The sequence below is a fragment of the Alkalisalibacterium limincola genome (assembly GCF_008017755.1).
GTDB classification, from domain to species: Bacteria; Pseudomonadota; Gammaproteobacteria; order Xanthomonadales; family Xanthomonadaceae; genus Alkalisalibacterium; species Alkalisalibacterium limincola.
This window is the reverse complement of the sequence record NZ_VRTS01000002.1, coordinates 406,818-428,488: the sequence shown is the minus strand read 5'-3', so window position 1 is coordinate 428,488 and position 21,671 is coordinate 406,818. Positions and strand designations below refer to the sequence as shown.

Sequence of the window (21,671 nt, the reverse complement as noted above, 5' to 3'; positions counted from 1 at the left end):
ACCGCTGCCGTGGCCAGCACGAGCAGTTGCAGGCGGTGCGAGGAGGAATGATTCACGTTGGAGACCCCTGAGTGGACGCTGCGTCGGGCCTGGGCCCGATCCCACCCTGCCCGAACACCGGGAAACGCGTCCTCCGCGAGGGGTCCCGGGGGAGCCTTCGCGCACCGATGCCAGACAGGAGACACCAGTCCGACACAAGCATCGGAGGGTGACGCCCTGAAGCTAGCAGCCCCGGGATTTTTCCGTCAATAGAGTCGACACCGAAACCCGCCGGGCAACGCCACCCGGCCCGGCTTCAGAGCATCCCGGTTTCCAGCCGGGCGGCTTCCGACATCATCGTCTGGTTCCACGGCGGTCGAAGACGAGTTCCACGTCAGCCTCGGCGATGGTCGGGATCATCTCGACCTTGGCGCGGACGTCGTCCACCAGGATGTCGCCCATGCCACAGCCCGGGGCGGTGAGCGTCATGCGAATTTCGACCATGCGTTCACCCTCGGGGTTGCGGCCCAGCTCGCACTCGTAGATGAGCCCCAGGTCGACCACGTTGATCGGGATCTCGGGATCGAAGCAGGTGCGCAGCTGCTTCCAGACCAACTGCTCGACATCGGTGTCGGCGGCATCCTCGGGAAGCTCCGGCGGCGCCACCGGCTCCTTGCCGATCGCGTCGGCATCGCTGCCCGCGATCCGGAACAGGTTGCCCTCCACGAACACGGTGAAGCTGCCCCCGAGCGCCTGCGTGATGTAGCCCACGCTGCCGGCCGGCAGCGTCACCGCCTCGCCCTGGGGAACCAGGACGGCAGGGCAATCACGCTCGAGGCGGACGGGTTCGCTGGTTCGGCTGTACATCTCGGGGCACGCTTCAATGGAATCGAGCGCCCATTGTATCGCGGCCCCCGCCGTTACCGGGGCCGCGTCGATGAACACACCCTCCGGCGGGGGACATCGGGCGCCGGGGCGGCTAGACTGCCCGGCCATCCGTCAGGTCGCCCGCCCCTTGCCCTCCGCGCCCCAGCCTTCCCAGTGGTTGCTTGCCCTGTTCGCCTGCCTTGCCGGCGTGCTCGGCGTTGCCGCGATCTGGGTGGTGGTGGCGATGCTGCTGGGAAACGCCGCGGGCTGGATGGCGCTGGTGGCCGCCGTGGACGCCGTGGTGCTCCTGCGTCTGTTCGGCTTTCCGGCGGGACGGGCCGCCGCGCTGATGGCCGCGGGGGCACGCTGGCCACGTTCATGCTGGCCAACTGGATGATGGCGGCCACCGTGGTGGGGCGGATGATGGGACTGCCGATGCTGGCTTCCGCCCAGCGCCTGGGCGTGGACCATGCCTGGGCACTGGCGACCATGGCCAATGGCCGAGCGGGCTTCGCGATGCTGGCGCTGGCGCTGCTGGTGGCGGTGGCCGGCGGCCTGCTCAGTGGCCGCCGTCGAGGGCCTTGACCTCGGCCACCAGCTGGTTCGCCATCTCCGCGCCATCGCCATAAAGCATGCGCGTGTTGTCGGCGTAGAACAGGGCGTTCTCGATGCCGGCGAAGCCGGTGCCCTTGCCACGCTTGATGACGACGGTGTTCTTCGACCTCGACACGTCCAGGATCGGCATGCCGTAGATCGGGCTGGCCGGATCGGTCTTGGCGACCGGATTGACCACGTCGTTGGCGCCGATGACCAGGGAGACGTCGGTGTTCGGGAACTCCGGGTTCACGTCGTCCATGTCGGCGATCAGGTCATAGGGGACGCCCGCCTCGGCCAGCAGCACGTTCATGTGCCCCGGCATGCGTCCGGCCACCGGATGGATGGCGAACTTCACCTTGACCCCGCGCGCCATGAGCTGCTGGGCCAATTCCCATATCTTGTGCTGCGCCTGGGCCACGGCCATGCCGTAACCGGGCACGATCACCACGCGCTCGGCATAGCCCATCATCGAGGCGACATCCCCCGCGTCGATCGGCTTCTGCGCGCCGTCGATCTCGGCCGCAACCCCGCCGCCGGCGCCGAAACTGCCGAACAGCACGCTGAACAGCGAACGGTTCATCGCCTTGGCCATCAGCCGGGTCAGCATCGTGCCCGCCGCACCGACCACGGTGCCGGCGATGATCAGGGCCTCGTTCTGCAGCACGTAGCCCTCGAAGGCCACGGCCAGGCCGGTGAGTGCGTTGTACAGGGAAATCACGACGGGCATGTCCGCGCCGCCGATGGGCAGCGTCATCAGCACACCCAGCACCAGCGCGGTGACGAAGAAACCGACGATCACCGGCTGCTGCAGCCACAGCACCGTTGCCGCACCCAGGCCCACGGCCAGCAGGCCGATGGCGGCGTTGAACAGCTGCTGCCCGGGGAAGACGAAGCGCCTGTCGAGCCTTCCGTCCAGCTTGGCCCAGGCGATGATGGAGCCGGTCAGCGCGACCGAACCGATCAGCGCGCCGAGCGTGGCGAGCACCAGCACGGTCATGCCCGGGGATGGCGCACCGCCGGTCGAGAACTTCGCCAGCTCCACCGCGCCGATGGCGGCGGCCGCGCCGCCGCCCAGGCCGTTGTAAAGCGCCACCATTTGAGGCATGTCGGTGATCGCCACGCGCTTGCCCGACACCCAGGCCAGCACGCCGCCCACCGCGATGCCGGCCAGGATCAACTCGAGGTTCTTCACGCCCAGCAACGCCTGCGGATCCGGCGTGAGCGTCAGCAGCGCCGCCACCGTGGCGATGACCATGCCGACGCCGGCCCACTGGATGCCGCTGCGCGCGGTCACCGGCGAGGCCATGCGCTTGAGTCCGAAGATGAACAACGCGGCGGCGATGAAGTAGCCGGTCTTGGCCAGCAGCGGGAGCCAGGCGCTCATGCGCCACCCCCGGGCTTCTTGCTCGACTTGAACATCTCCAGCATGCGCTCGGTCACCACGTAGCCCCCGGCGGCGTTGCCGGCGCCCATGACCACACCGACAAAGCCGATGACCTTCTCCAGCGTCGTGTCGGCGTGGCCGAGCACGATCATCGCGCCGATCAGCACGATGCCGTGGACGAAGTTCGAACCCGACATCAGTGGCGTGTGCAGGATCACCGGCACCCGGCCGATGATCTCGTAGCCCGCCACCGCGGCGAGCAGGAAGATGTAGAGCGCCAGGAAACCGTCGATCATGCTCGCGTGCCCTCGATGCGGTCACGGGTCGGCCCGTGGTGGATGCGCCCGTCGTGGACCAGGCACGCGCCGGCGATCAGGTCGTCCTCGAAATCGAGCTTGAACGCATCGCCGGCCAGCATCAGCGAGACGAAGTTGTACAGGTTGCGCGCATACATCTCGCTCGCGTGCAGCGCGCCCAGGCTGGCGAGCCCGGTGGGGCCGAAGACCGTGACGCCATCGCTGTCGACCCGCTCGCCGGGCCGGGTGAGCTCGCAGTTGCCCCCCGACTCCGCCGCCAGGTCGACGAGCACGCTGCCCGGCTTCATCGCGCCGACCATCGCCGCGCTGACGATGCGCGGGGCCGGCCTGCCCGGGACGGCCGCCGTGGTCACCACCACGTCCACGCCCTTGAGGTGCTCGCCCAGCCGGCGCTGCTGCTCGGCGCGCTCCTCGGCCGTCAGCTCGCGCGCATACCCGCCCTCGCCCGCCGCAGAGACGCCCAGGTCGAGGAAGCGGGCACCGAGTGATTCGATCTGCTCGCGTGTCTCCGGACGCACGTCGAAACCCTCCACCTGCGCGCCGAGGCGGCGTGCGGTCGCGATCGCCTGCAGACCGGCGACACCCGCACCGATCACCAGCACCTTGCTGGGCCTGATCGTGCCGGCCGCGGTCGTGAGCATCGGGAAGAAGCGCGGTGCCAGCTGTGCCGCGATCAGCATCGCCTTGTAACCGGCCATGCCGGCCTGTGAGCTGAGCACGTCCATCGATTGCGCGCGCGTGGTGCGCGGCAGCAGTTCCATCGAGAAGGCGCTGATGCCCGCCTGTGCCAGCGTTCGCACCCGGGCGTCGTCGGCGTGGGGTGCCAGCATGCCGACCAGCACGCAACCCTTGCGCAGCGCGCCCAGGCTCGCCTGCGAGGGTGGCTGCACGCACAGCACCACGTCCGCCTGCGGCAGTGCCGCGTCGGCGTCGAGGAACTCGACATCGGAATAGGCGGCGTCGGGAAAGTGCGCCTTCTCGCCGGCGCCGGGCTCAAGCACCACGCGCGCGCCGGCGGCAGTCAGTTTCTTCGCGGTCTCCGGCGTGATCGCCACACGGCGCTCACCTGCGGCCGACTCGCGCAAGGCCAAGATCGTTGTCGCCACGAACCGCTCCCCGGACCCCGTTCGTGGCGATGCTAGCACGCCCTCGCCGCATCGCCAGCGAGGGCTGGATCAGGCCTCGCCGGCCGTGCCGCCGGTCTTGAGCTTGCCCAGCACCTGGTGCATGGCGCGCTCGAAGGCGGTGTTCACCGCACGGATGCGCAGCCGGTCGTTGCGCATCATCGCCGCGAGCTCCTCGGCGGATGCCACGCACAGTCGACCGCCGCGTCGGTTGACGAACAGCAGCCGCGAAGAGATCGGGCTCTGCCAGGACAGCTTGGCCGGTTGGACGGTGCCATCTTCGCCGACGAACTCGACCCAGGTTCCCATGGCCAGCGCCCGGATCTTCTCCGCATCGTCGGGATCGTAGTCGAGCTTGTCGCGGTCCGACACCAGGCGCAGACCCTCGGGCGCCGCCTCGTCCCTGGCCGGAACCGGGATCGGAGCCGGTTCCGCGTCCGGCAGCGCCGTCTCCAGCTCGGCAACCACGTCGCCCGCAGCGACCTCCATCGATGTCCCGTCCTCGCCGGAAAGCTCCCGCTCCAGCAAGCGCACGAGTTCCTCGGCACTCTGCCCGGTGGTGCCCGAGGAGGCCAGCACCGGTGCCAGCGCGCTCTCCAGGTTCGGAAGCAGCGCCGACAGCGAGCCCGCACCGGAGGCGGCCGCATCCAGGCACGACACGACCAGTTCCACGACCCGCAACGCCGAGGCGTACTGCTCGGAGTCCTCGCCGTGCCGCAGCTCGACGACCGTGGCGTGATGGATCCAGTATCGCCGCAGCGTGGTCTGCGCCACGGCGCGCAACTTGCGATCACCAAGGCGCTCCTCGAGTGCCGCCAGCGCACGGTGGCGTGCGGTTTCCAGCCGCTCCTGGCCGCGCTGCGCCTCGGCGGTCCGCTTCTCGGCCAGCTCCACGCGCTTGCGGTGCTGGTCGAGGAAGGAGCGGAACTCCTCCTCCAGCGTCTTGAAGATCGCAACGTTCTCGTTGAAATCCGACAGCAGCCGCTCGACGGTCTCCTCGGCCTTGCTGAGCAGGGCGCGATCGTGTGGCGTATCACCTTCGTTGCCCTCGCAGGCTTCGGCCAGCGCATTGAGCAGCCGCCGCGCCGGGTGGGTCTTGCGCAGGAACATGCGCCGGTCGAGCAGGGCCACCTTGATGTAGGGGACCACCAGGCGGCCCAGCAGGTTGCGGCCCGACCCGACCAGCTCGCGCTCGTCGAGCAGCACGTCGAAGAGCATGCCCACCAGGTCGATCGCATCCTCGTCGGCGGGGCTCAGGCAGGCCTGCTCGGGGTCCAGCCCAAGCCGCTGGGCACTGGCCAGCAGCTCGGTCTTGAGTCGTTGCGTGATGGGTTGGCTGGGATCATCGATCGCCAGCCGGAGCCCGATGGGCACTTCCGGCTGCAGCATCGAAAGCACCGAGATCATTTCCGGCGCGGTCAGCGGCCGGGCGTCGGGGGAACCGTCCCGACGCGACCTTGTGGCCCCACCCTCGGCGCCTGCGCCGCCGCCCCCGTCGTTGACGTGGCGCCAGGAACGCAGCATCTCGCTGAGCGTCGAGAACAGGGCCTGCTCGGAAGGCTCCAGCGGTCGCCCGCTGGCATAGCCGCCGTAACCTGTGGACCGCTCGCCCCCGGCCTGGCTGCCATAGCCCCCGCCGCCGTGACCTCCCGGACCCTCTTCGGCGTAGCTTGCCTGGCCCGGATCCATCCCCGGCGCGTGGCCTTCCGTGTTGTCCTCGGCGCGCGAACGCCGGGGGGGGCGGCCGCCGGGCGGGTGCCTGCGGCTGGCGATGCAGGTGCGGCAGGATGCCCGCCTGCACCAGCAGGCGGTTGGCCTCTTCGTAACACGCTCCCAGCGTACCGGCGAGCTCGCGCTCGACCAGCTTGAACAGGATCAGTCGGACCGCGGGCTCGATGTCGATGGCCCGGAATGCGGCATGCACGCCCACGGCCACGTGCCCCGGCCCGATCGGATTGGTCTGCTCGTTGAGCTCGATGCGGCCTGCCACCCAGCCCAGGCGCTTGTCCAGCGCGGTCAACAGTGCGGAGTGGTCGCGATGGATCGATGCAGCCAGCATGCGCGCGGCGATCTGGCCCTCGAGTGCGTCCTCGCTGACCAGGGTCAGGGTGCCCGGCGCCTCGTCCACCAGCGAGCTTTCCGCATCCAGTGGGTCGCCCTGGTGCAACGCGTTGAACGCGGCCTCCAGATGGCTGACCAGGTCGCCCTCGATGCGGCTGCGCGAGCGCCGAACGTCACGCATCGCATCGGCATAATGCTGCTGCTCGCTGCCCATCGACTTCTGCAGGAAGTCGAACAGCACGTCGTCGACCTTGTCCAGGACGCCGGAGAAACCCTTCGCGATGCGCGAGAGCGCCTGCGCCTGCAACCGCAGCAAAAGCGCGGGATACTCAAGGCTGGTATCGCTGGTCCTTGGGGGCGGATTCATGACGACCGGACTCCTGTCGAACGCTGCTCGGGTCGCTATGGTGGCCGGGAGCCCAAGGGGCATGCCGGCGACACGGGGGGGCAGCACTAGCTTATGGGCGAGTTCACATCGGTTTTGTGAGCGCGCCCGCAGTTTTCTGGTGAAACGACGCAAAAAAAAGACGACCGAGGTCAGATAATGACGCTGCTTGACGTACTCGACTCCCGCATATCGACGCCCTCCAGCCAGCTCTCCGAACCGGGACCCGACCACGACCAGGTGCTGCGGATGCTGCGTTCCGCGGTACGGGTCCCGGACCACGGCCGGCTTGCGCCCTGGCGCTTCGTGCGCATCCGCGGGGAGGCGCGCCGCGCCCTGGGTGATGTCCTGGCGGAGCGCTGCCGGGAGCGCGACCCTGATGCTTCCAACGCGGTGGTGGAGAAAGACCGGCAACGCTTCGTTCAGGCCCCGGTCGTCATCGCCGTGGTCGCCTGCATCCACAAGGGCCACCGGATTCCGGAGGTCGAGCAGCTGCTGTCGGGGGGAAGCGTCTGCTTCGCGCTACTGCAGGCCGCCCAGGGCATGGGCTTCGGTGCCCAGTGGCTGACCGGCTGGGCGGCCTACGACCCGAAGGTGCGCGAGACCTTGTCGATCGCTCCCGACGAGCAGGTGCTCGGCTTCGTCCACATCGGCTCGGTGGCCGGACCCATCCCGGAGCGCCTGCGCCCGGACCCGGCCGCGCTGCTGACCGACTGGACCCCGGCATGAAGGGCGATGACATCTTCTTCGTCGACGCCAGCCTGTACGTATTCCGCGCATGGCACTCCATGCCACCGGACTTCACCGACGCCGACGGCTGGCCGGTCAATGCGGTGCATGGCTTCGCGCGCTTCGTGCTGGAACTGCTGGAGCGCCACCACCCGAGCCACGTGGTGGTCGCCTTCGACCAGTCGCTGGAGTCGAGCTTCCGCAACGAGATCTATCCCGCCTACAAGGCGAACCGCGAACCGGCCCCGGAGGAGCTCAAGCGCCAGTTCCGGCACTGCCTGGCGTTTTGCGAGGCGATCGGCCTGGCGACCCTGGTCGACGGCCGCTACGAGGCCGACGACCTGATCGGCACCGCGATGGCACGCCTGCGCCAGCCCGGCCGGGCCTGCGTGATCGTTTCCGCCGACAAGGACCTCTCGCAGTTGCTGCAACCCGGGGACACGCAGTGGGACTACGCCCGCGATCAGCGCTGGGGCCATGACGGCGTGATCGGGCGCTATGGCGTGCACGCGCACCAGATCCCCGACTACCTGGGGCTGACCGGCGACGCGATCGACAACATTCCCGGGGTGCCCGGCATCGGTGCCAAGACCGCCGCGGCCTTGCTCGCCCATTTCAACACCCTCGACGAACTGCTCGAGCGCAAGGCCGAGGTGGCCTTCCTCAGGCTGCGTGGCGCCGCAGCGCACGCCCGGCGCCTGGCCGAGCACCAGGCGATCGCCCTGCTCTCGCGCCGGCTGGCCACGATCGCCACCGATGCCCCGCTGCCCGACGCGCTGCGTGACGGACGGCGCGGTGCCGTCGATGGGTCCCGGGCCACCGAGCTGATGGACCAACTGCGCATGGGGCCGATGACCCGGCGTCGTGTCGCTGCCCTCGCCACCCCCTGAATCCGGAGTTGCTCCACCAATGGAAGACGTCGAGAACCTGCACGAAGGAAAGTACCTGCGCCTGCTGCGGCGGGGGCGCTGGGAGTACGCCGAACGCACCAACGCCGGCTCGGCAGTCATCATCGTCGCCCTCACGCCGCACGACACCCTGCTTTTCGTCGAGCAATACCGCGAGGCGATCCAGTGCGCATCGATCGAGATGCCCGCCGGCCTGGTCGGCGACCTCGGCGAGCAGGAATCCATGGAGACCGCCGCCCACCGCGAGTTGATCGAAGAGACCGGATGGGAGGCCAGCCGCATCGAAGCCCTGATGGCTGGCCCATCCTCGTCCGGGATGAGCAACGAGGTGATCGGCTTCGTCCGCGCCCATGGACTGCGCCGGGTGGGCAGCGGCGGCGGCGACGAGTCCGAACGCATCACCGTGCACGAGGTGCCGCGCCGCGAGGCCGCGGCGTGGCTGGCCGCGATGCGCGCGAAGGGCTACTCGATCGACCCCAAGCTCTACGCCGGGCTGTACTTCGTCGAACGCAATCCCGACGGCACGCCTGCGACCTGGGACGCTGCGCCCTGACCCGCGCTCAGCGGTAGCCGTCGTGGCCTCGACCAGCGCGCTGGCGATCTCGGGCTCGAAGGCCGAATGCCCGGAACCGGGACAGATGCGCAGCGTCGCACCCGGCCAGGCCTTGTGCAGGTCCCACGCGTTCGCCAGCGGGCACACGACGTCGTAGCGTCCATGCACGATCGTTCCGGGAATGTCCCTGAGCCGATGGGCGTCGCGCAGCAACTGGTCCTCGACCTCGAAGAATCCGCCGTTGACGAAGTAGTGGCACTCGATGCGCGCGAAGGCCAGCGCGAACTGGGGGTCCTCGTGGGAATCCATGAAGCCCGGGTCCTGGTGCAGGAAGCTGGTGGCCGCCTCCCAAACCGACCAGGCGCGGGCGGCACGCAGCCGCGTGGCCTCGTCGTTCGAGGTGAGCCGCCGGTGGTAGGCGGAGATCAGGTCGTGGCGCTCGACCTCGGGGATCGGCTCCAGGTAGCGCTCCCAGGCATCCGGGAACAGCCGCGACGCCCCTTCCTGGTAGAACCACTCCAGCTCCCACCGGCGCAGCATGAAGATGCCGCGCAGCACCAGTTCGCTCACCCGCCCGGGATGCGCCTGGGCGTAGGCCAGCGACAGCGTCGAGCCCCATGAGCCGCCGAACACCTGCCAGCGCTCGACGCCAAGGTGTTCACGCAGCGCCTCGATGTCCGCCACCAGGTGCCAGGTGGTGTTGTCGACCAGGTCGGCGTGGGGGGTCGAACGCCCGGCACCGCGCTGGTCGAACACGATGATCCGGTAGGCCTCGGGATCGTGCAGCCGGCGCATCTTCGGCGCCGACCCACCACCGGGACCGCCATGCAGCAGCACCACCGGCTTGCCCTTCGGGTTGCCGCTTTGCTCGTAGTAGAGCGTGTGGCGTCCGTCGACAGCCAGCGTGCCGGTGTCGTAGGGCTCGATCTCGGGGTAGAGCTCGCGGAGGGGAGCGGACATCGTGACTCCTGTCTTCGTGCGGGACCAAAGCCCGCTAGGCTACGCGATGCGTCCGCGCCGCGCATGCGAAGGCCGCTCGGCGCGGTCAGCGCGCTGCATAGCCGAGGGAATCGAGCAGTCCGGCGACATCGGCCGGCCAGCCCCCGTCCGGGGCCGGCGGCATCAGCGAGGCCCATTGCCCGGCCGTGCCGCTGCGGAAGTGCGAAGCGGCGTTCGATTCCCCGGGCTTCCTTCCGCCACTGAGCTTCTCGAAACGACACGCCTCCAGCGCCTGCGCGACGCGGGCAGCGGAGCGTCCAGGCCCAACGCCTCGAACAGCGCCGCGGCCTCGGCGGGCCCCTCCCGGATCAGCCGCTCGTAGCGCACCTCGTGCACGTGCGCCCCGCACTCGGCCGCCGCCTGCCTGACGTTGAGGACATGCCGCGCCCAGCCGGGGACAAGCCGCGTCGCCAGACGCGCCGGCGTGCCGTGTTCGCGGGTCATGCTTCCCGGGGACAGGCGCTCGCCGTGGAACCACAGCGACACGGCGACATCGCGGGGGTCGCGCACCGCATGCACGAACACGGCTCCGGGCACGAGCATCGCCAACTGGCGAAGCCAGTCCAGCTCCGAGGGCGTGCGCACCGCCACGAGCCGGGCACGGGCGTTTCGTTGCGCGATCCGGGCGAACTGCATCACCAGCGCCGCCCGCACCAGTTCGGCCATCGCATCGGCATCCATGCCCGGGAAGTCCTCGAGTTCCGGGAAACTCGCGTTGTTCGCCGCCACCAGGCGGTTGTAGTCCTCCAGCGCCGCGTACAACCCGCGGCCCAGGCCCGCGGCGAAATGCCCCTCGCCCAGGCAGGCCGCGTCGGGATGGGCGTCGATGAGGCGCTCGACCCAGGTCGTGCCGGATTTTCCCTGTCCACCGACGAAGGCCAGACGGGCCCCGGACAAGGTCTCGCGCGCCGCGTCCAGGCGCTCGAAGCACGCGCCCGCCCCAGCCCGGCTCAAAGGTCCACCACCTTGCCCGGATTGAGTATCCCGTCCGGATCGAACACCCGCTTGAGCCCGCGCATCAGCGCGATCTCCTCTTCGCTCCTAACGTATCGCAGGAAGGGCTTCTTCAGCAGCCCCAACCCATGCTCGGCGGAAATGCTGCCGCCCATCTCGTGCAACACCTCGCCCAGCAAGCGGGTGACGCGCCCGCACTCCGCGGCGAAGCGGTCCGCCGCCATGTCCTGCGGCCGAAGGACGCTGATGTGCAGGTTCCCGTCGCCCAGGTGGCCGAACCAGACCACCTCGAACTGCGGGTACTCGCGCTGGAACAGGGCCTGCATGCGCGAGAGGAAGGCCGGCACCTCACCGATCCGCACCGACACGTCGTTCTTGTAGGGCGTGCGCGAAGCAAGGCTTTCGGTGATTCCCTCGCGCAGATGCCACAGTTCCGCGGCCTGGGCGCGGCTCTGGCTGACCACGCCGTCGGCCACCTCCCCGGCGTCGGCCGCGGCTTCGAAGCAGGCCAGTGCCGCCTCGTCGTCGGCGTCGAACTCGGCCAGTACATAGAATGGCGCACTGCCCTGGAAGGGTCGCTTCCCCCCGTGCGCGAGGACATGGGAGAGCGCCTGGTCGGTGAAGAACTCGAACGCGCCGAGCACCAGTCCGGAACGCAGCCGGTCGAACAGCGGCATCAAGGCCTCCAGCGCCGGCACGGCCAGTACCATCACCTGCTGTTCGGGCGGCTGTGGCGCCAGCACCAGATCGGCCTCGACGATGAACCCCAGCGTTCCTTCCGAGCCGATGAACAGGTGCCGCAGGTCGTAGCCGGTCGCGTTCTTGACCAGCCCCTGGTTGAGATCCAGCACATCGCCGGTCCCGGTCACCACTTTCAAGCCGGACACCCACTGGCGCGTGAGGCCGTAGCGCAGCACCTTGATGCCGCCTGCGTTGGTGGCGATGTTGCCGCCGATCTGGCTGGAGCCCCGGCTGGCGAAATCCACCGGATACAACAGGCCACGCGCCCGGGCCTCGCGCTGTACGGACTCGGTCACCACGCCGGCCTGCACGCGCAGGCGGCGATCGGCCGCGTCGAAGCCGAGCACCCGGTTCATCCTGTCCATCGCCACGACCACCTCGCCGTTGGCGGCCACCGCGCCGCCGGACAGGCCGGTGCGCCCACCGGACGGCACCAGTGGCACGCCGGTCCGACGCGCCCAGGCCACCAGCGCCTGGACCTGCTCGACGCTGCCGGGCAACACCACCGCGGAGGGTGCCGGCGCCACCTGCCGGGTCCAGTCGCGGCCGTAGTGCTCCAGATCGGAAGGTGCGCTCAACACCCGCTCCGGCGGCAGCAGGCGGGAAAGCTGGTCGACGATGTCACGGGCGGTCGGCATGCCGGGGTTCACGTGCGGATGTGGGCTTGCAGTGTATCGCCATGCCGCGCGCGACCCGCGACCCTGCCGGGCTCTGGCATAGTGATCCTCCACCCCCAGGACCGCCCCGACATGGCCGACACCTCGTTCCCGCGCGAAGACATCCAAGTGCTGCTGCTCGAGGGCGTCAGCCCCAGCACCGTGGACGCGTTCAAGGCCGCGGGGTACACGCGCATAGAAGCGCACGCCAAGGCCCTGGAGCCCACCGAACTGCGCGCGAAGCTGGCCGAGACGCACATCCTCGGCATCCGCTCGCGCACCCAGCTCGACGCGGCAGCGCTCGAGGCGGGCCGGAGGCTGATGGCGGTGGGCTGCTTCTGCATCGGCACCAACCAGGTCGACCTGGCCGCGGCGCAGTCGCTGGGAATCCCGGTGTTCAACGCGCCCTACTCCAATACGCGCAGCGTGGCCGAGCTGGTCATCGCCGAGGCGATCCTGCTGATGCGCCGCGTGCCGGAGAAGAACATGGCCTGCCACCGCGGCGGCTGGATCAAGTCCGCCACCGGCAGCTACGAGGTGCGCGACAAGGTGCTGGGCATCATCGGCTACGGCCACATCGGCACCCAGGTGGGTCTGTTGGCCGAGGGCCTCGGGATGCGCGTGATCTACCACGACATCGAACCGAAACTGGCGCTGGGCAACGCGCGTGCGGCCGCCGACCTCGACGAGTTGCTGGAGCGTGCCGACCTGGTGACGCTGCACGTGCCCGAGACGCCGGCCACCCGCGAGCTGATCGACTCGGCGGCGATCGCACGCATGAAGCGCGGCGGCCTGCTGATCAATGCTTCGCGCGGCACGGTCGTCGACCTCGATGCACTGGCGTCCGCGCTGCGTGCCGGGCATCTCGCCGGGGCCGCGATCGACGTGTTCCCGGTCGAGCCGCAGTCCAACCAGGACGAGTTCGTCTCGCCGTTGCGCGGCTTGGACAACGTCATCCTGACGCCGCACGTGGGCGGCAGCACGCTGGAAGCGCAGGACAACATCGGCCGAGAGGTCGCGGCGAAGCTGGTGCGCTATTCCGACAACGGGTCCACGCTCTCGGCGGTCAACTTCCCGGAGGTGTCGCTGCCCGGCCATGCCGGCAGCCGCCGCCTGCTCCACATCCACCGCAACATCCCCGGCATGCTGAGCAAGGTCAACGAGCTGTTCTCCGAAAGCGGGCTCAATATCGAAGGCCAGTACCTGCAGACGCGAGGTGAGGTGGGCTACGTCGTCATCGACGTCAGCGGTGCCGCGGCGGATGCAACCCAGCTCAAGGACCGACTGGCAGCGATTCCGGGGACGCTCAGGGCACGAGTGCTGTACTGAACCGGCCCTTGCCGGTGGGCGGATGCTTCATGCGTGTTTCAGCGTCGCAACGGGAAAGTGGGTCCAGTCCACACTGGAGGAGCCACCAATGAAGCGTGCATTCGCTGCAATCTCGACCGGCCTGCTGCTGGCGATCGCCGCTCCGGTGGCACTGGCCGACGAGAACGAGATCAAGGGGTACGTCGAGTCGATCGACTGGGCCAGCCAAAGCGTGATGGTCCAGGGCATCGTCTTCTACACCGACCATCGGACCGAATACGACGACGACCTGCGTTACTTCGGCGACCTGCGGGTCGGCGACGAGGTCGAGGTCGAGTTCATCTATCGCCATGGCGTGCACATCGCCACCGAGATCGAGCTGGAAGACTAGGCCAAGGGGCCAGGAACGAGAAAGGCACCCGCGTGGGTGCCTTTTCCGTGTCTGCGAAGTGGTCGGGACGGTGAGATTCGAACTCACGACCCCTACAACCCCATTGTAGTGCGCTACCAGGCTGCGCTACGCCCCGAGTTCCGCGGACAACGCCCCGGCGGACAGGCCGTCGGGGTCGCAAAGTATAGCCGGAATCCCGGCGTGGGTGGCGCCTTGTTCGACGCCGTTTCCAGCGGATTCAGCGGCGCAGCAATTGCAGGACTTCCTCCAGCTCCATGCGCACCTGGCGGATCACCTGCCCGGTCATGGTCGTTTCCTGCTTGCCCTGGTCGCCTTCCAGCCGCAGCCGGGCGCCACCGATCGTGTAGCCCTGTTCATACAGCAGGGCGCGGATCTGGCGGATCATCAGCACGTCGTGGCGCTGGTAGTAGCGCCGGTTGCCACGCCGTTTGACCGGGCTGAGGCTGGGGAACTCGGTTTCCCAGTACCGCAGCACGTGCGGCTTCACGTCGCACAGTTCACTGACCTCACCGATGGTGAAGTAGCGCTTCGCCGGGATCGGCGGGAGTTCGCGGTTACTGCCCGGATCCAGCATAGGCCTCCACGCGCTCCTTGAGCTTCTGACCGGGACGGAAGGTCACCACCGTGCGCGCGGAGATAGGGATCTCCTCGCCGGTCTTGGGATTGCGGCCCGGGCGCTCGTTCTTGCGCCGCAGGTCGAAGTTGCCGAAGCCGGACAGCTTGACCTGCTGCCCGTTCTCCAGCGCGTGGCGAAGCGAGTCGAAGAACGCGTCGACGAATTCCTTCGCCTCGCGCTTGTTCAGACCCACTTCGTCGTAGAGTCGTTCGGCCATCTCGGCCTTGGTCAGCGCCATGTCACCCCCTGATGATTGCGCCGTGGTCCGCCGTGAGCGCAGTGATTGCCGCTGCACGGGCCTGCTCCACATCCGATTCGGCAAGAGTGCGGGAAACATCCTGCAAGATCAAGCCCATAGCGAGACTCTTTGTCCCGGGTTCTAGGCCCTTGCCGACGTAGCGGTCAAACAGCACGACCTCGCGCAGCAGCGGGCCGAGCGCCTGCTCCAGGCTGTCGCGCATGGCCTGCCAGGAGACGGCTTCCGGGACGACGAACGCGAGGTCCTGGCGGACGGACGGGTAACGCGAGGGTGGCGTGGCACGGGCGACTGCACGCGATTGCACCGCGTCGAGCTCCACCTCGAACACCACGGTCTCGCCGTCGAGATCCAGTCGTGCGGCCAGCGCCGGGTGCAGATGTCCGATCCAGCCCACCGCCCGGCCGTCGCGCAGCACCCGGGCCGAGCGCCCGGGGTGCAACCACTCGACGTCCGCGCGCTCGAAGCGCAGGGCGCTCGTCGCCGTCAGTGCGAACAGGCTTTCCAGGTCACCCTTGAGGTCGAAGAAATCGACTTCCCGATCCGCTTCGCCCCACTGCTCCGCCACCGCGGGGCCACAGGCGACGGCGGCCACGCGACGGGTCTCGACCGGTGCCTGGGCGTCTGAGGCGGCGGAAAAACTGCGACCCAGCTCGAACAGGCGCACGCGGCCGGCCTGCCGTGCACGATTGCGCCTCACGGTGGCGACCAGCCCCGGCAGCAGGCTGGGGCGCATCACCGCCAACTCGCTGCTGAGCGGGTTGGCCAGCGCCACGGTGCCGTGCTCCATGCCCCAGTCCGCCAGCCAGCGCGGATCGACGAAGGCGTAGTTGATCGCCTCGAGGTAGTCGCGGCCTGCCAGCTGGCGACGCACGGCCGCCTCCTCCACCATGCCCTCGCCCGGTGCGGCGACGCGGATCTCGCCGGTCGGCAGGGACGTCGGGATGCGGTCGTAGCCGTGGATGCGCGCGACCTCCTCGACCAGGTCCTCCTCGATCGCGATGTCGAAGCGGCTGCTGGGCGGCACCACGACCCAGCCGTCCGGCGTGGCATCGACCTGCATGCCGAGCGCGCGCAGGATCCGCTCGACCTCGGCCTCGTCGACCGTGATGCCAAGCACGCGCGCAAGACGGCCACGCCGCAGCCGCACCGCCTGGGGTGCCCTGAGGTGCTCGTCGGCGGTGGCCTCCACGACCGGGCCAGCCTGTCCACCGGCGGCGGCGAGGATCAGCGCCGTCGCCCGCTCCAGCGCCCGTCGCGGCAGCTCCGGGTCGACCCCGCGCTCGAAACGGTGCGAGGCATCGGTATGCATGCCGAGCTTGCGCGCCCGGCCGATGATCGCGTCCGGCGCGAAATGCGCGCTTTCAAGGAACACGTTCCGGGTGGCTTGCGTGACGCGGCTGTCCCAGCCGCCCATGACCCCGGCCAGCGCCACCGGCCGGTCGCCGTCGGTGACCAGCAGGTAGTGCGGATCCAGCGTGACCTCGCGTTCGTCGAGCAGCTTCAGCGTCTCGCCCGGGCGCGCCCGGCGCACACCCACCGGGCCTTCCAGCGCATCGCGGTCGAAGGCGTGCATCGGCTGGCCGAGTTCCAGCATCACGTACTGGGTCACGTCGACCAGCAGGCTGACCGGGCGAACGCCGCTGCGGCGCAGGCGGTCGGCGATCCACGCCGGTGTCGCGGCGCCGGCCTCGATGCCCTCGATGACCCGGCCGCAGTAGCGCGGGCAGTCGGCACCGGCATCCAGCGCGATCGCCACGCGCGCCTGGGTGGACGGCGCCACCGGCTTGATCTCGAATGGCTGCACGGTGCTGCCGAAACTGGCCGCGACATCGAAGGCCACGCCGCGGATCGAGAAGCAGTGCGCCAGGTTCGGGGTCAGCTTCAGTTCGAAGCTGGCATCGGGCAGCCCCAGGTGGCGCGCCAGCGCTTCACCCACCGGCGCATCCGCCGACAGCTCCAGCAGGCCCGATGCATCGGCATCTATCAGCAACTCCTTCGCCGAGCACAGCATGCCGCTGGACTCGATGCCACGCAGCTTCGCCGGCTTGATCTTCAGGCCACCGGGCAACTCCGCGCCGACCATCGCCAGCGGCGCCTTCAGTCCGGGGCGCGCATTCGGCGCGCCACACACGATCTGCACCTCGCCACTGCCGGTGGCCACGCGGCACACCTGCAGGCGATCGGCGTCCGGATGCGGCTCGCAGGCCAGGATCTCGGCCACCACCACGCCTTCGAGCTCGCCTCCGATCTGCGTGATCTCCTCGACCTCGAGGCCGGAGAGGGTCAGGCGCCGGGCCAGTTCTTCGCGCGAGGCGTCCGTGCGGACGTGCTCGCGCAGCCAGGATTCGGGAAACTTCATCGGGTCTGCCTCACGCGAACTGCTTCAGGAAGCGCGCGTCGTTCTCGAAGAAACTGCGCAGGTCGTCGACGCCGTAGCGCAGCATCGCGAAGCGCTCGATGCCCATGCCGAAGGCGAAGCCGGTGTAGCGCTCCGGGTCGATGCCGACCGCGCGCAGCACGTTGGGGTGGACCATGCCGCAGCCCAGGACCTCCAGCCAGCGGCTCTCGCCACCCGCCTTCTCCCAGCGGATGTCGACTTCGGCCGAAGGCTCGGTGAAGGGGAAGTAGCTGGGCCGGAACTGCATGTCGAAATCGCGCTCGAAGAACGCGTCGACGAACTGCTTGAGCGTGCCCTTGAGGTCGGCGAAGCTCGAGGTCTCGTCGACCAGCAGGCCCTCGCACTGGTGGAACATCGGCGTGTGGGTCTGGTCGGAATCGGAGCGGTAGACCTTGCCGATCGTGATCATCCGGAACGGCGGCTTGCGCGACTTCATGAAATGCACCTGCACCGGCGAGGTGTGGGTGCGCAGCAGGCGGCCGTCGGGGAAGTAGAAGGTGTCGTGCATCGCCCGCGCGGGTGGTGCTCGGGGAAGTTGAGGGCCTCGAAGTTGTGGAAGTCGTCCTCGATTTCCGGGCCATCGGCCAACTCGTAGCCCATCTGGCCGAAGATCGACGCGACGCGCTCGATCGTGCGGCTGACCGGGTGCAGGTTGCCGCGATCGGCGCGGCGGCCGGGCAGGCTGACATCGATGTTCTCGGCCGCCAGGCGCGCGGCAAGGGCCTCGCCCTCGAGCGCCTCGCGGCGTGAACTGATCGCCTCACCCAGGGCGTCGCGGGCCCGGTTGACGGCTTCACCGGCGGCGCGGCGCTCCTCCGCCGGCAGCTTGCCGAGCTGCTTGAGCTGGCCGGTGATGCTGCCTTGCTTGCCCAGCAGGCGCACGCGCAACGTGTCGAGGGTGTCCAGCCGATCGGCGGCCTCGATCTCGGCCAGGGCCGAACGGGTCAGGGAGTCGATGTCGCTCATTCGCGGGTCGGGTCCATTCTCCGGGGGGCACCGTTTCCGGCCGGAAACGAACGTGGGGAAGGACTTCCGCCCTTCCCCACGCACGGTGGCAGCCCGTTCCCGGGCTGCCGATGTGGCGGTGCGGCGCTTAAGCGGCGAGCGCAGCCTTCGCGGCTTCGGCGATCTTGCCGAAGGCCACGTCATCGTGCACCGCGATGTCGGCCAGGGCCTTGCGGTCGAGCTCGATGTTGGCCTTCTTGAGGCCGTTCATCAGGCGGCTGTAGCTCAGGCCGTGGATGCGGGCCGCGGCATTGATGCGCACGATCCACAGGCTACGGAACTGGCGCTTGCGCTGCTTGCGGCCGATGTAGGCGTACTGCTGGGCCTTGGTGACGGCCTGCTTGGCGACGCGATACACCTTGCGGCGGGCGTTGTAGTAACCCTTCGCAAGCTTGAGGACTTTCTTGTGCCGACGACGGGCGGTCACACCACGCTTGACTCGTGCCATGTCTCAGCCCCTCACAGGTACGGAAGAAGACGACGCAGACGAGCGGAATCCTCGTCGCGAACGATATTGGTCTGGCGAAGGCCACGCTTACGCTTGGTCGACATCTTCGTCAGGATGTGGCTGCGGTTCGCGTGGCCGGCCTTGAACTTGCCGGACGCGAGCTTGCGGAAGCGCTTGGCCGCCGCCCGCTTGGTCTTGATCTTGGGCATTGCAGGTTCCTTTGGAAATTTTATGTCACTGGCCCGGGCGGTGGCATGCGCCACGCTTTCCTTCCTGCCCGATCCGGCTTGTAGGTCCTTGAATCCAATAGGATCAAGGACGGGTCCATCAAAATGCCCGCTCGACCGGAGTCGAGCGGGCCGCACAGTATGGCAGAGCCGGCAAGCGCTTGCAATTCAGCAGCTTGCCGGAAGGCTTACTGCTTCTTCTTCGGCGACAGCATCATCACCATCTGCCGGCCCTCGAGGCGCGGGCGCTGCTCGACGACGACCTCGTCGGCGAGGTCCTCCTCGATCTTCTTCGCCATCGCCAGGCCCAGCTCCTGGTGGGCCATCTCGCGGCCACGGAAGCGGATGTTGATCTTGACCTTGTCGCCTTCCTCGAGGAAGCCGCGCAGCTTGCGCATCTTCACGTCGTAGTCGCCGACGTCGGTGGTCGGGCGGAACTTGAGTTCCTTGAGCTCGACCTGCTTCTGCTTCTTCTTGGCCGCGGAAGCCTTCTTCTGGGCGTCGAACCTGAACTTGCCGTAATCCATGATCCGGCACACCGGTGGATCGGCATTGGGCTGGATCTCAACCAGGTCGAGGCCCTCTTCCATGGCCTTCTCCAGCGCCTGGTCGCGGGTAAGCACCCCGACCATCTCGCCATCGGAACCGATCACGCGCACGTTCGGCACGCGGATGTCCTGGTTCTTGCGATTCTGCTTGTCAGTACTGATTCGTTGATCCTCCAAAGGAAATCATTGATCCACAACGCATCACAGCGTGGCGGGACCGTTCTCGTGCAACAGGCGATCCACGAAGGCCTCCAGGCTCATCGAGCCCAGGTCCTCGCCGGAGCGGGTGCGTACGGCCACCTCCCCATTTTCCTTCTCGCGGTCGCCCACCACAAGAAGATACGGCACCTTTTGCAAGGTGTGCTGGCGGATCTTATAGCCGATCTTCTCGTTCCTCAAGTCATCGGCCACCCGGAACCCTTGATTTGAAAGGGCTTTTCGCACTTCGCGCACGTAATCGGCCTGGGCGTCGGTGATATTGAGCACCACCGCCTGCACCGGGGCCAGCCACGGCGGGAATGCGCCGGCATGGTTTTCGATCAGGATGCCGATGAAACGCTCCATCGAGCCCACGATAGCGCGATGCAGCATGACCGGGTGCTGGCGGGCGCTGTGCTCGTCGACATACTCCGCGCCAAGGCGGCCGGGCATCATGAAGTCGACCTGCATCGTGCCCAGCTGCCAGGTGCGGCCGATCGCGTCCTTGAGGTGGTACTCGATCTTGGGGCCGTAGAAGGCACCCTCGCCCGGCAGCTCCTGCCACTCCACCCCGGCGTTGCGCAGCGCCGCACGCAGCGCATCCTCGGCGCGGTCCCAGGTGGCGTCGTCGCCCAGGCGCGATTCCGGCCGCAGCGCGATCTTGATCTGCGGGGTGCCGAAGCCGAAGTCCTCGTAGACCTTGAGCGCCTGGCGATGGAAATCGGTGACCTCGGCCTCGACCTGGTCGGGCGTGCAGAACACGTGGCCGTCGTCCTGGGTGAAGCCGCGCACGCGCAGGATGCCGTGCAGCGCGCCGGAAGGCTCGTTGCGGTGGCAGGAGCCGAACTCGCCGTAGCGGATCGGCAGGTCGCGGTAGCTGTGCAGGCCGGCGTTGAAGATCTGCACGTGGCCCGGGCAGTTCATCGGCTTCACCGCGTAGGTCCGCTTCTCGGACTCGGTGAAGAACATGTTTTCCTTGTAGTTGTCCCAGTGGCCGGACTTCTTCCACAGGCTCACGTCGAGGATCTGCGGGCAGCGCACCTCCTGGTAGCCGGAATCGCGGTACACGCCGCGCATGTACTGCTCGACCACCTGCCACAGCGACCAGCCCTTCGGGTGCCAGAAGATCAGGCCCGGCGCTTCCTCCTGCAGGTGGAACAGCTCGAGCTGCTTGCCGATGCGGCGGTGGTCGCGCTTCTCGGCCTCCTCGATGCGGGCCACGTAGGCCTTGAGCTGCTTGGGGTCGGCCCAGGCGGTGCCGTAGATGCGCTGCAGCTGCTCGTTCTTCGCATCGCCGCGCCAGTACGCACCGGAAATGCGCAACAGCTTGAACGCCTTCAGGAAGCGGGTGTTGGGCACGTGCGGGCCGCGGCACATGTCCACGTACTCCTCGTGGTGGTACAGGCCCATGTGCGTCTCGTCGGGCATGTCCTCGACCAGGCGCAGCTTGTAGTCCTCGCCGCGCGCCTTGAACGTGGCGATGACCTCATCGCGCGGCGTCACCTTCTTGATGACGTCGTAGTCGCGCTCGATCAGCTCGCGCATCCGCTGCTCGATCGCCTCGAGGTCCTCGGGCGTGAACGGGCGCTCGTGCCAGATGTCGTAGTAGAAGCCCTCCTCGATCACCGGGCCGATGACCATCTTGGCCTCGGGATAGAGCTGCTTGACGGCGTGCCCGACCAGATGGGCGCAGGAGTGGCGGATGATCTCGACGCCGGCCTCGTCCTTCGGGGTGATCAGCTGCAGGCTGGCGTCGGCCTCGATCGGGTCGCAGGCGTCGACCAGGCGGCCATCGACACGGCCGGCCACGGTGGCCTTGGCCAGGCCGGGGCCGATCGAGGCGGCGACGTCCATCGGGGTGACCGGCGCGTCGAACTGGCGCTGGCTGCCATCGGGGAGGGTGATCGTGATCATCGTTTACCTGGATTGGAATCGGTGAGCGGAGGACGGTTCGGGCAACAAAAAAGGGCGCCGGGCGCCCCTGGAACGCGGCACGCC

20 protein-coding genes, 1 tRNA gene and 4 pseudogenes are annotated in these 21,671 nt (G+C 68.4%); 7 read left to right on the top strand and 18 right to left on the bottom strand.

Annotation, left to right across the window (positions count from 1 at the left end; all coding sequences use genetic code 11):
* Nucleotides 1-295: 295 nt before the first annotated feature.
* Nucleotides 296-846: pseudogene (gene sufT / locus FU658_RS05010) on the bottom strand (putative Fe-S cluster assembly protein SufT).
* Between the two features lie 148 nt (nt 847-994).
* On the opposite strand from sufT, the gene FU658_RS05005 reads away from it, so the two are divergent.
* A complete protein-coding gene (locus tag FU658_RS05005) occupies nt 995-1,243 on the top strand; it encodes a hypothetical protein (protein WP_147891052.1) in 249 nt (82 codons plus the stop codon).
* Nucleotides 1,225-1,431 carry a hypothetical protein gene (locus FU658_RS05000; protein WP_147891051.1) on the top strand — a complete coding sequence of 69 codons (207 nt, stop codon included), beginning with the start codon at nt 1,225-1,227 and terminating at the stop codon, nt 1,429-1,431. Before FU658_RS05005 ends, FU658_RS05000 begins: the two co-directional genes overlap by 19 nt.
* On the opposite strand, the gene FU658_RS04995 is transcribed toward FU658_RS05000, so the two are convergent.
* The 5 genes and pseudogenes from FU658_RS04995 to FU658_RS15100 all read right to left on the bottom strand — a co-directional run.
* A complete protein-coding gene (locus tag FU658_RS04995) occupies nt 1,406-2,827 on the bottom strand; it encodes an NAD(P)(+) transhydrogenase (Re/Si-specific) subunit beta (RefSeq protein WP_147891050.1) in 1,422 nt (473 codons plus the stop codon). The two genes, FU658_RS05000 and FU658_RS04995, sit on opposite strands and share 26 nt — an antisense overlap.
* The gene (locus FU658_RS04990) at nt 2,824-3,123 is read right to left on the bottom strand and encodes an NAD(P) transhydrogenase subunit alpha part 2 (RefSeq protein WP_147891049.1); all 300 of its coding nucleotides are present in this window, start codon (nt 3,121-3,123) and stop codon (nt 2,824-2,826) included. The genes FU658_RS04995 and FU658_RS04990 overlap by 4 nt, the downstream gene beginning before the upstream one ends.
* Entirely contained in the window at nt 3,120-4,250 is a 1,131-nt protein-coding gene (locus FU658_RS04985) for an NAD(P) transhydrogenase subunit alpha (protein WP_147891048.1), read from the bottom strand. The genes FU658_RS04990 and FU658_RS04985 overlap by 4 nt, the downstream gene beginning before the upstream one ends.
* A gap of 69 nt (nt 4,251-4,319) precedes the next feature.
* Entirely contained in the window at nt 4,320-5,957 is a 1,638-nt protein-coding gene (locus FU658_RS04980) for a DUF1631 family protein (protein WP_255505417.1), read from the bottom strand.
* 61 nt (nt 5,958-6,018) lie between these two features.
* Nucleotides 6,019-6,696, bottom strand: a pseudogene (locus tag FU658_RS15100) (DUF1631 family protein); the annotation flags it as partial.
* Nucleotides 6,697-6,873: 177 nt separating this feature from the next.
* On the opposite strand from FU658_RS15100, the gene FU658_RS04970 reads away from it, so the two are divergent.
* The 3 genes from FU658_RS04970 to FU658_RS04960 are packed head-to-tail and all read left to right on the top strand — an operon-like array spanning nt 6,874 to nt 8,904.
* Entirely contained in the window at nt 6,874-7,443 is a 570-nt protein-coding gene (locus FU658_RS04970) for a nitroreductase family protein (protein ID WP_147891045.1), read from the top strand.
* Nucleotides 7,440-8,333 carry a 5'-3' exonuclease gene (locus FU658_RS04965; RefSeq protein WP_147891044.1) on the top strand — a complete coding sequence of 298 codons (894 nt, stop codon included), beginning with the start codon at nt 7,440-7,442 and terminating at the stop codon, nt 8,331-8,333. The genes FU658_RS04970 and FU658_RS04965 overlap by 4 nt, the downstream gene beginning before the upstream one ends.
* A 19-nt stretch (nt 8,334-8,352) precedes the next feature.
* The gene (locus tag FU658_RS04960) at nt 8,353-8,904 is read left to right on the top strand and encodes an NUDIX hydrolase (RefSeq protein ID WP_147891043.1); all 552 of its coding nucleotides are present in this window, start codon (nt 8,353-8,355) and stop codon (nt 8,902-8,904) included.
* Between the two features lie 9 nt (nt 8,905-8,913).
* Here FU658_RS04960 and pip read toward each other — a convergent pair.
* The 3 genes and pseudogenes from pip to FU658_RS04945 form a co-directional block, all read right to left on the bottom strand.
* A pseudogene (pip, locus tag FU658_RS04955) lies at nt 8,914-9,864 on the bottom strand (prolyl aminopeptidase); the annotation flags it as partial.
* A gap of 162 nt (nt 9,865-10,026) precedes the next feature.
* The gene (locus tag FU658_RS04950) at nt 10,027-10,857 is read right to left on the bottom strand and encodes a sulfotransferase family protein (RefSeq protein WP_147891042.1); all 831 of its coding nucleotides are present in this window, start codon (nt 10,855-10,857) and stop codon (nt 10,027-10,029) included.
* On the bottom strand, nt 10,854-12,236 hold the full coding sequence (locus FU658_RS04945) for an FAD-binding oxidoreductase (RefSeq protein WP_147891041.1): 1,383 nt from the start codon (nt 12,234-12,236) through the stop codon (nt 10,854-10,856). The genes FU658_RS04950 and FU658_RS04945 overlap by 4 nt, the downstream gene beginning before the upstream one ends.
* A 111-nt stretch (nt 12,237-12,347) precedes the next feature.
* On the opposite strand from FU658_RS04945, the gene serA reads away from it, so the two are divergent.
* Together serA and FU658_RS04935 are read left to right on the top strand one after the other, a co-directional pair.
* Nucleotides 12,348-13,583, top strand: coding sequence for a phosphoglycerate dehydrogenase (gene serA, locus FU658_RS04940; RefSeq protein WP_147891040.1), 1,236 nt, complete (start codon nt 12,348-12,350; stop codon nt 13,581-13,583).
* Between the two features lie 88 nt (nt 13,584-13,671).
* A complete protein-coding gene (locus tag FU658_RS04935) occupies nt 13,672-13,953 on the top strand; it encodes a DUF5666 domain-containing protein (protein ID WP_147891039.1) in 282 nt (93 codons plus the stop codon).
* 59 nt (nt 13,954-14,012) lie between these two features.
* Here the strand turns inward: FU658_RS04935 and FU658_RS04930 are convergent.
* The 9 genes and pseudogenes from FU658_RS04930 to thrS all read right to left on the bottom strand — a co-directional run bounded on the left by FU658_RS04930 (nt 14,013) and on the right by thrS (nt 21,587).
* Nucleotides 14,013-14,089 (bottom strand) — tRNA-Pro (locus FU658_RS04930).
* Nucleotides 14,090-14,191: 102 nt separating this feature from the next.
* Nucleotides 14,192-14,548, bottom strand: a complete 357-nt coding sequence (locus tag FU658_RS04925) for a MerR family transcriptional regulator (RefSeq protein WP_147891038.1) — start codon at nt 14,546-14,548, stop codon at nt 14,192-14,194.
* Nucleotides 14,529-14,828, bottom strand: a complete 300-nt coding sequence (locus tag FU658_RS04920; protein WP_147891037.1) for an integration host factor subunit alpha — start codon at nt 14,826-14,828, stop codon at nt 14,529-14,531. The genes FU658_RS04925 and FU658_RS04920 overlap by 20 nt, the downstream gene beginning before the upstream one ends.
* A gap of 1 nt (nt 14,829) precedes the next feature.
* Complete coding sequence (pheT, locus tag FU658_RS04915; RefSeq protein ID WP_147891036.1) at nt 14,830-17,208, bottom strand: phenylalanine--tRNA ligase subunit beta; 2,379 nt, start codon at nt 17,206-17,208, stop codon at nt 14,830-14,832.
* Between the two features lie 10 nt (nt 17,209-17,218).
* Nucleotides 17,219-18,213: pseudogene (gene pheS / locus FU658_RS04910) on the bottom strand (phenylalanine--tRNA ligase subunit alpha).
* A 127-nt stretch (nt 18,214-18,340) separates the two neighbouring features.
* Entirely contained in the window at nt 18,341-18,700 is a 360-nt protein-coding gene (rplT, locus tag FU658_RS04905) for a 50S ribosomal protein L20 (RefSeq protein WP_147891035.1), read from the bottom strand.
* Between the two features lie 11 nt (nt 18,701-18,711).
* Nucleotides 18,712-18,909 (bottom strand): 50S ribosomal protein L35, encoded by a 198-nt coding sequence (rpmI, locus tag FU658_RS04900; RefSeq protein ID WP_147891034.1) that lies wholly within the window; start codon nt 18,907-18,909, stop codon nt 18,712-18,714.
* Between the two features lie 206 nt (nt 18,910-19,115).
* Nucleotides 19,116-19,637 (bottom strand): translation initiation factor IF-3, encoded by a 522-nt coding sequence (gene infC / locus FU658_RS04895; protein ID WP_425477583.1) that lies wholly within the window; start codon nt 19,635-19,637, stop codon nt 19,116-19,118.
* A gap of 39 nt (nt 19,638-19,676) precedes the next feature.
* Nucleotides 19,677-21,587: a threonine--tRNA ligase gene (gene thrS / locus FU658_RS04890; RefSeq protein WP_147891032.1), complete on the bottom strand. Its 1,911-nt coding sequence runs from the start codon at nt 21,585-21,587 to the stop codon at nt 19,677-19,679.
* Nucleotides 21,588-21,671: the final 84 nt, after the last annotated feature.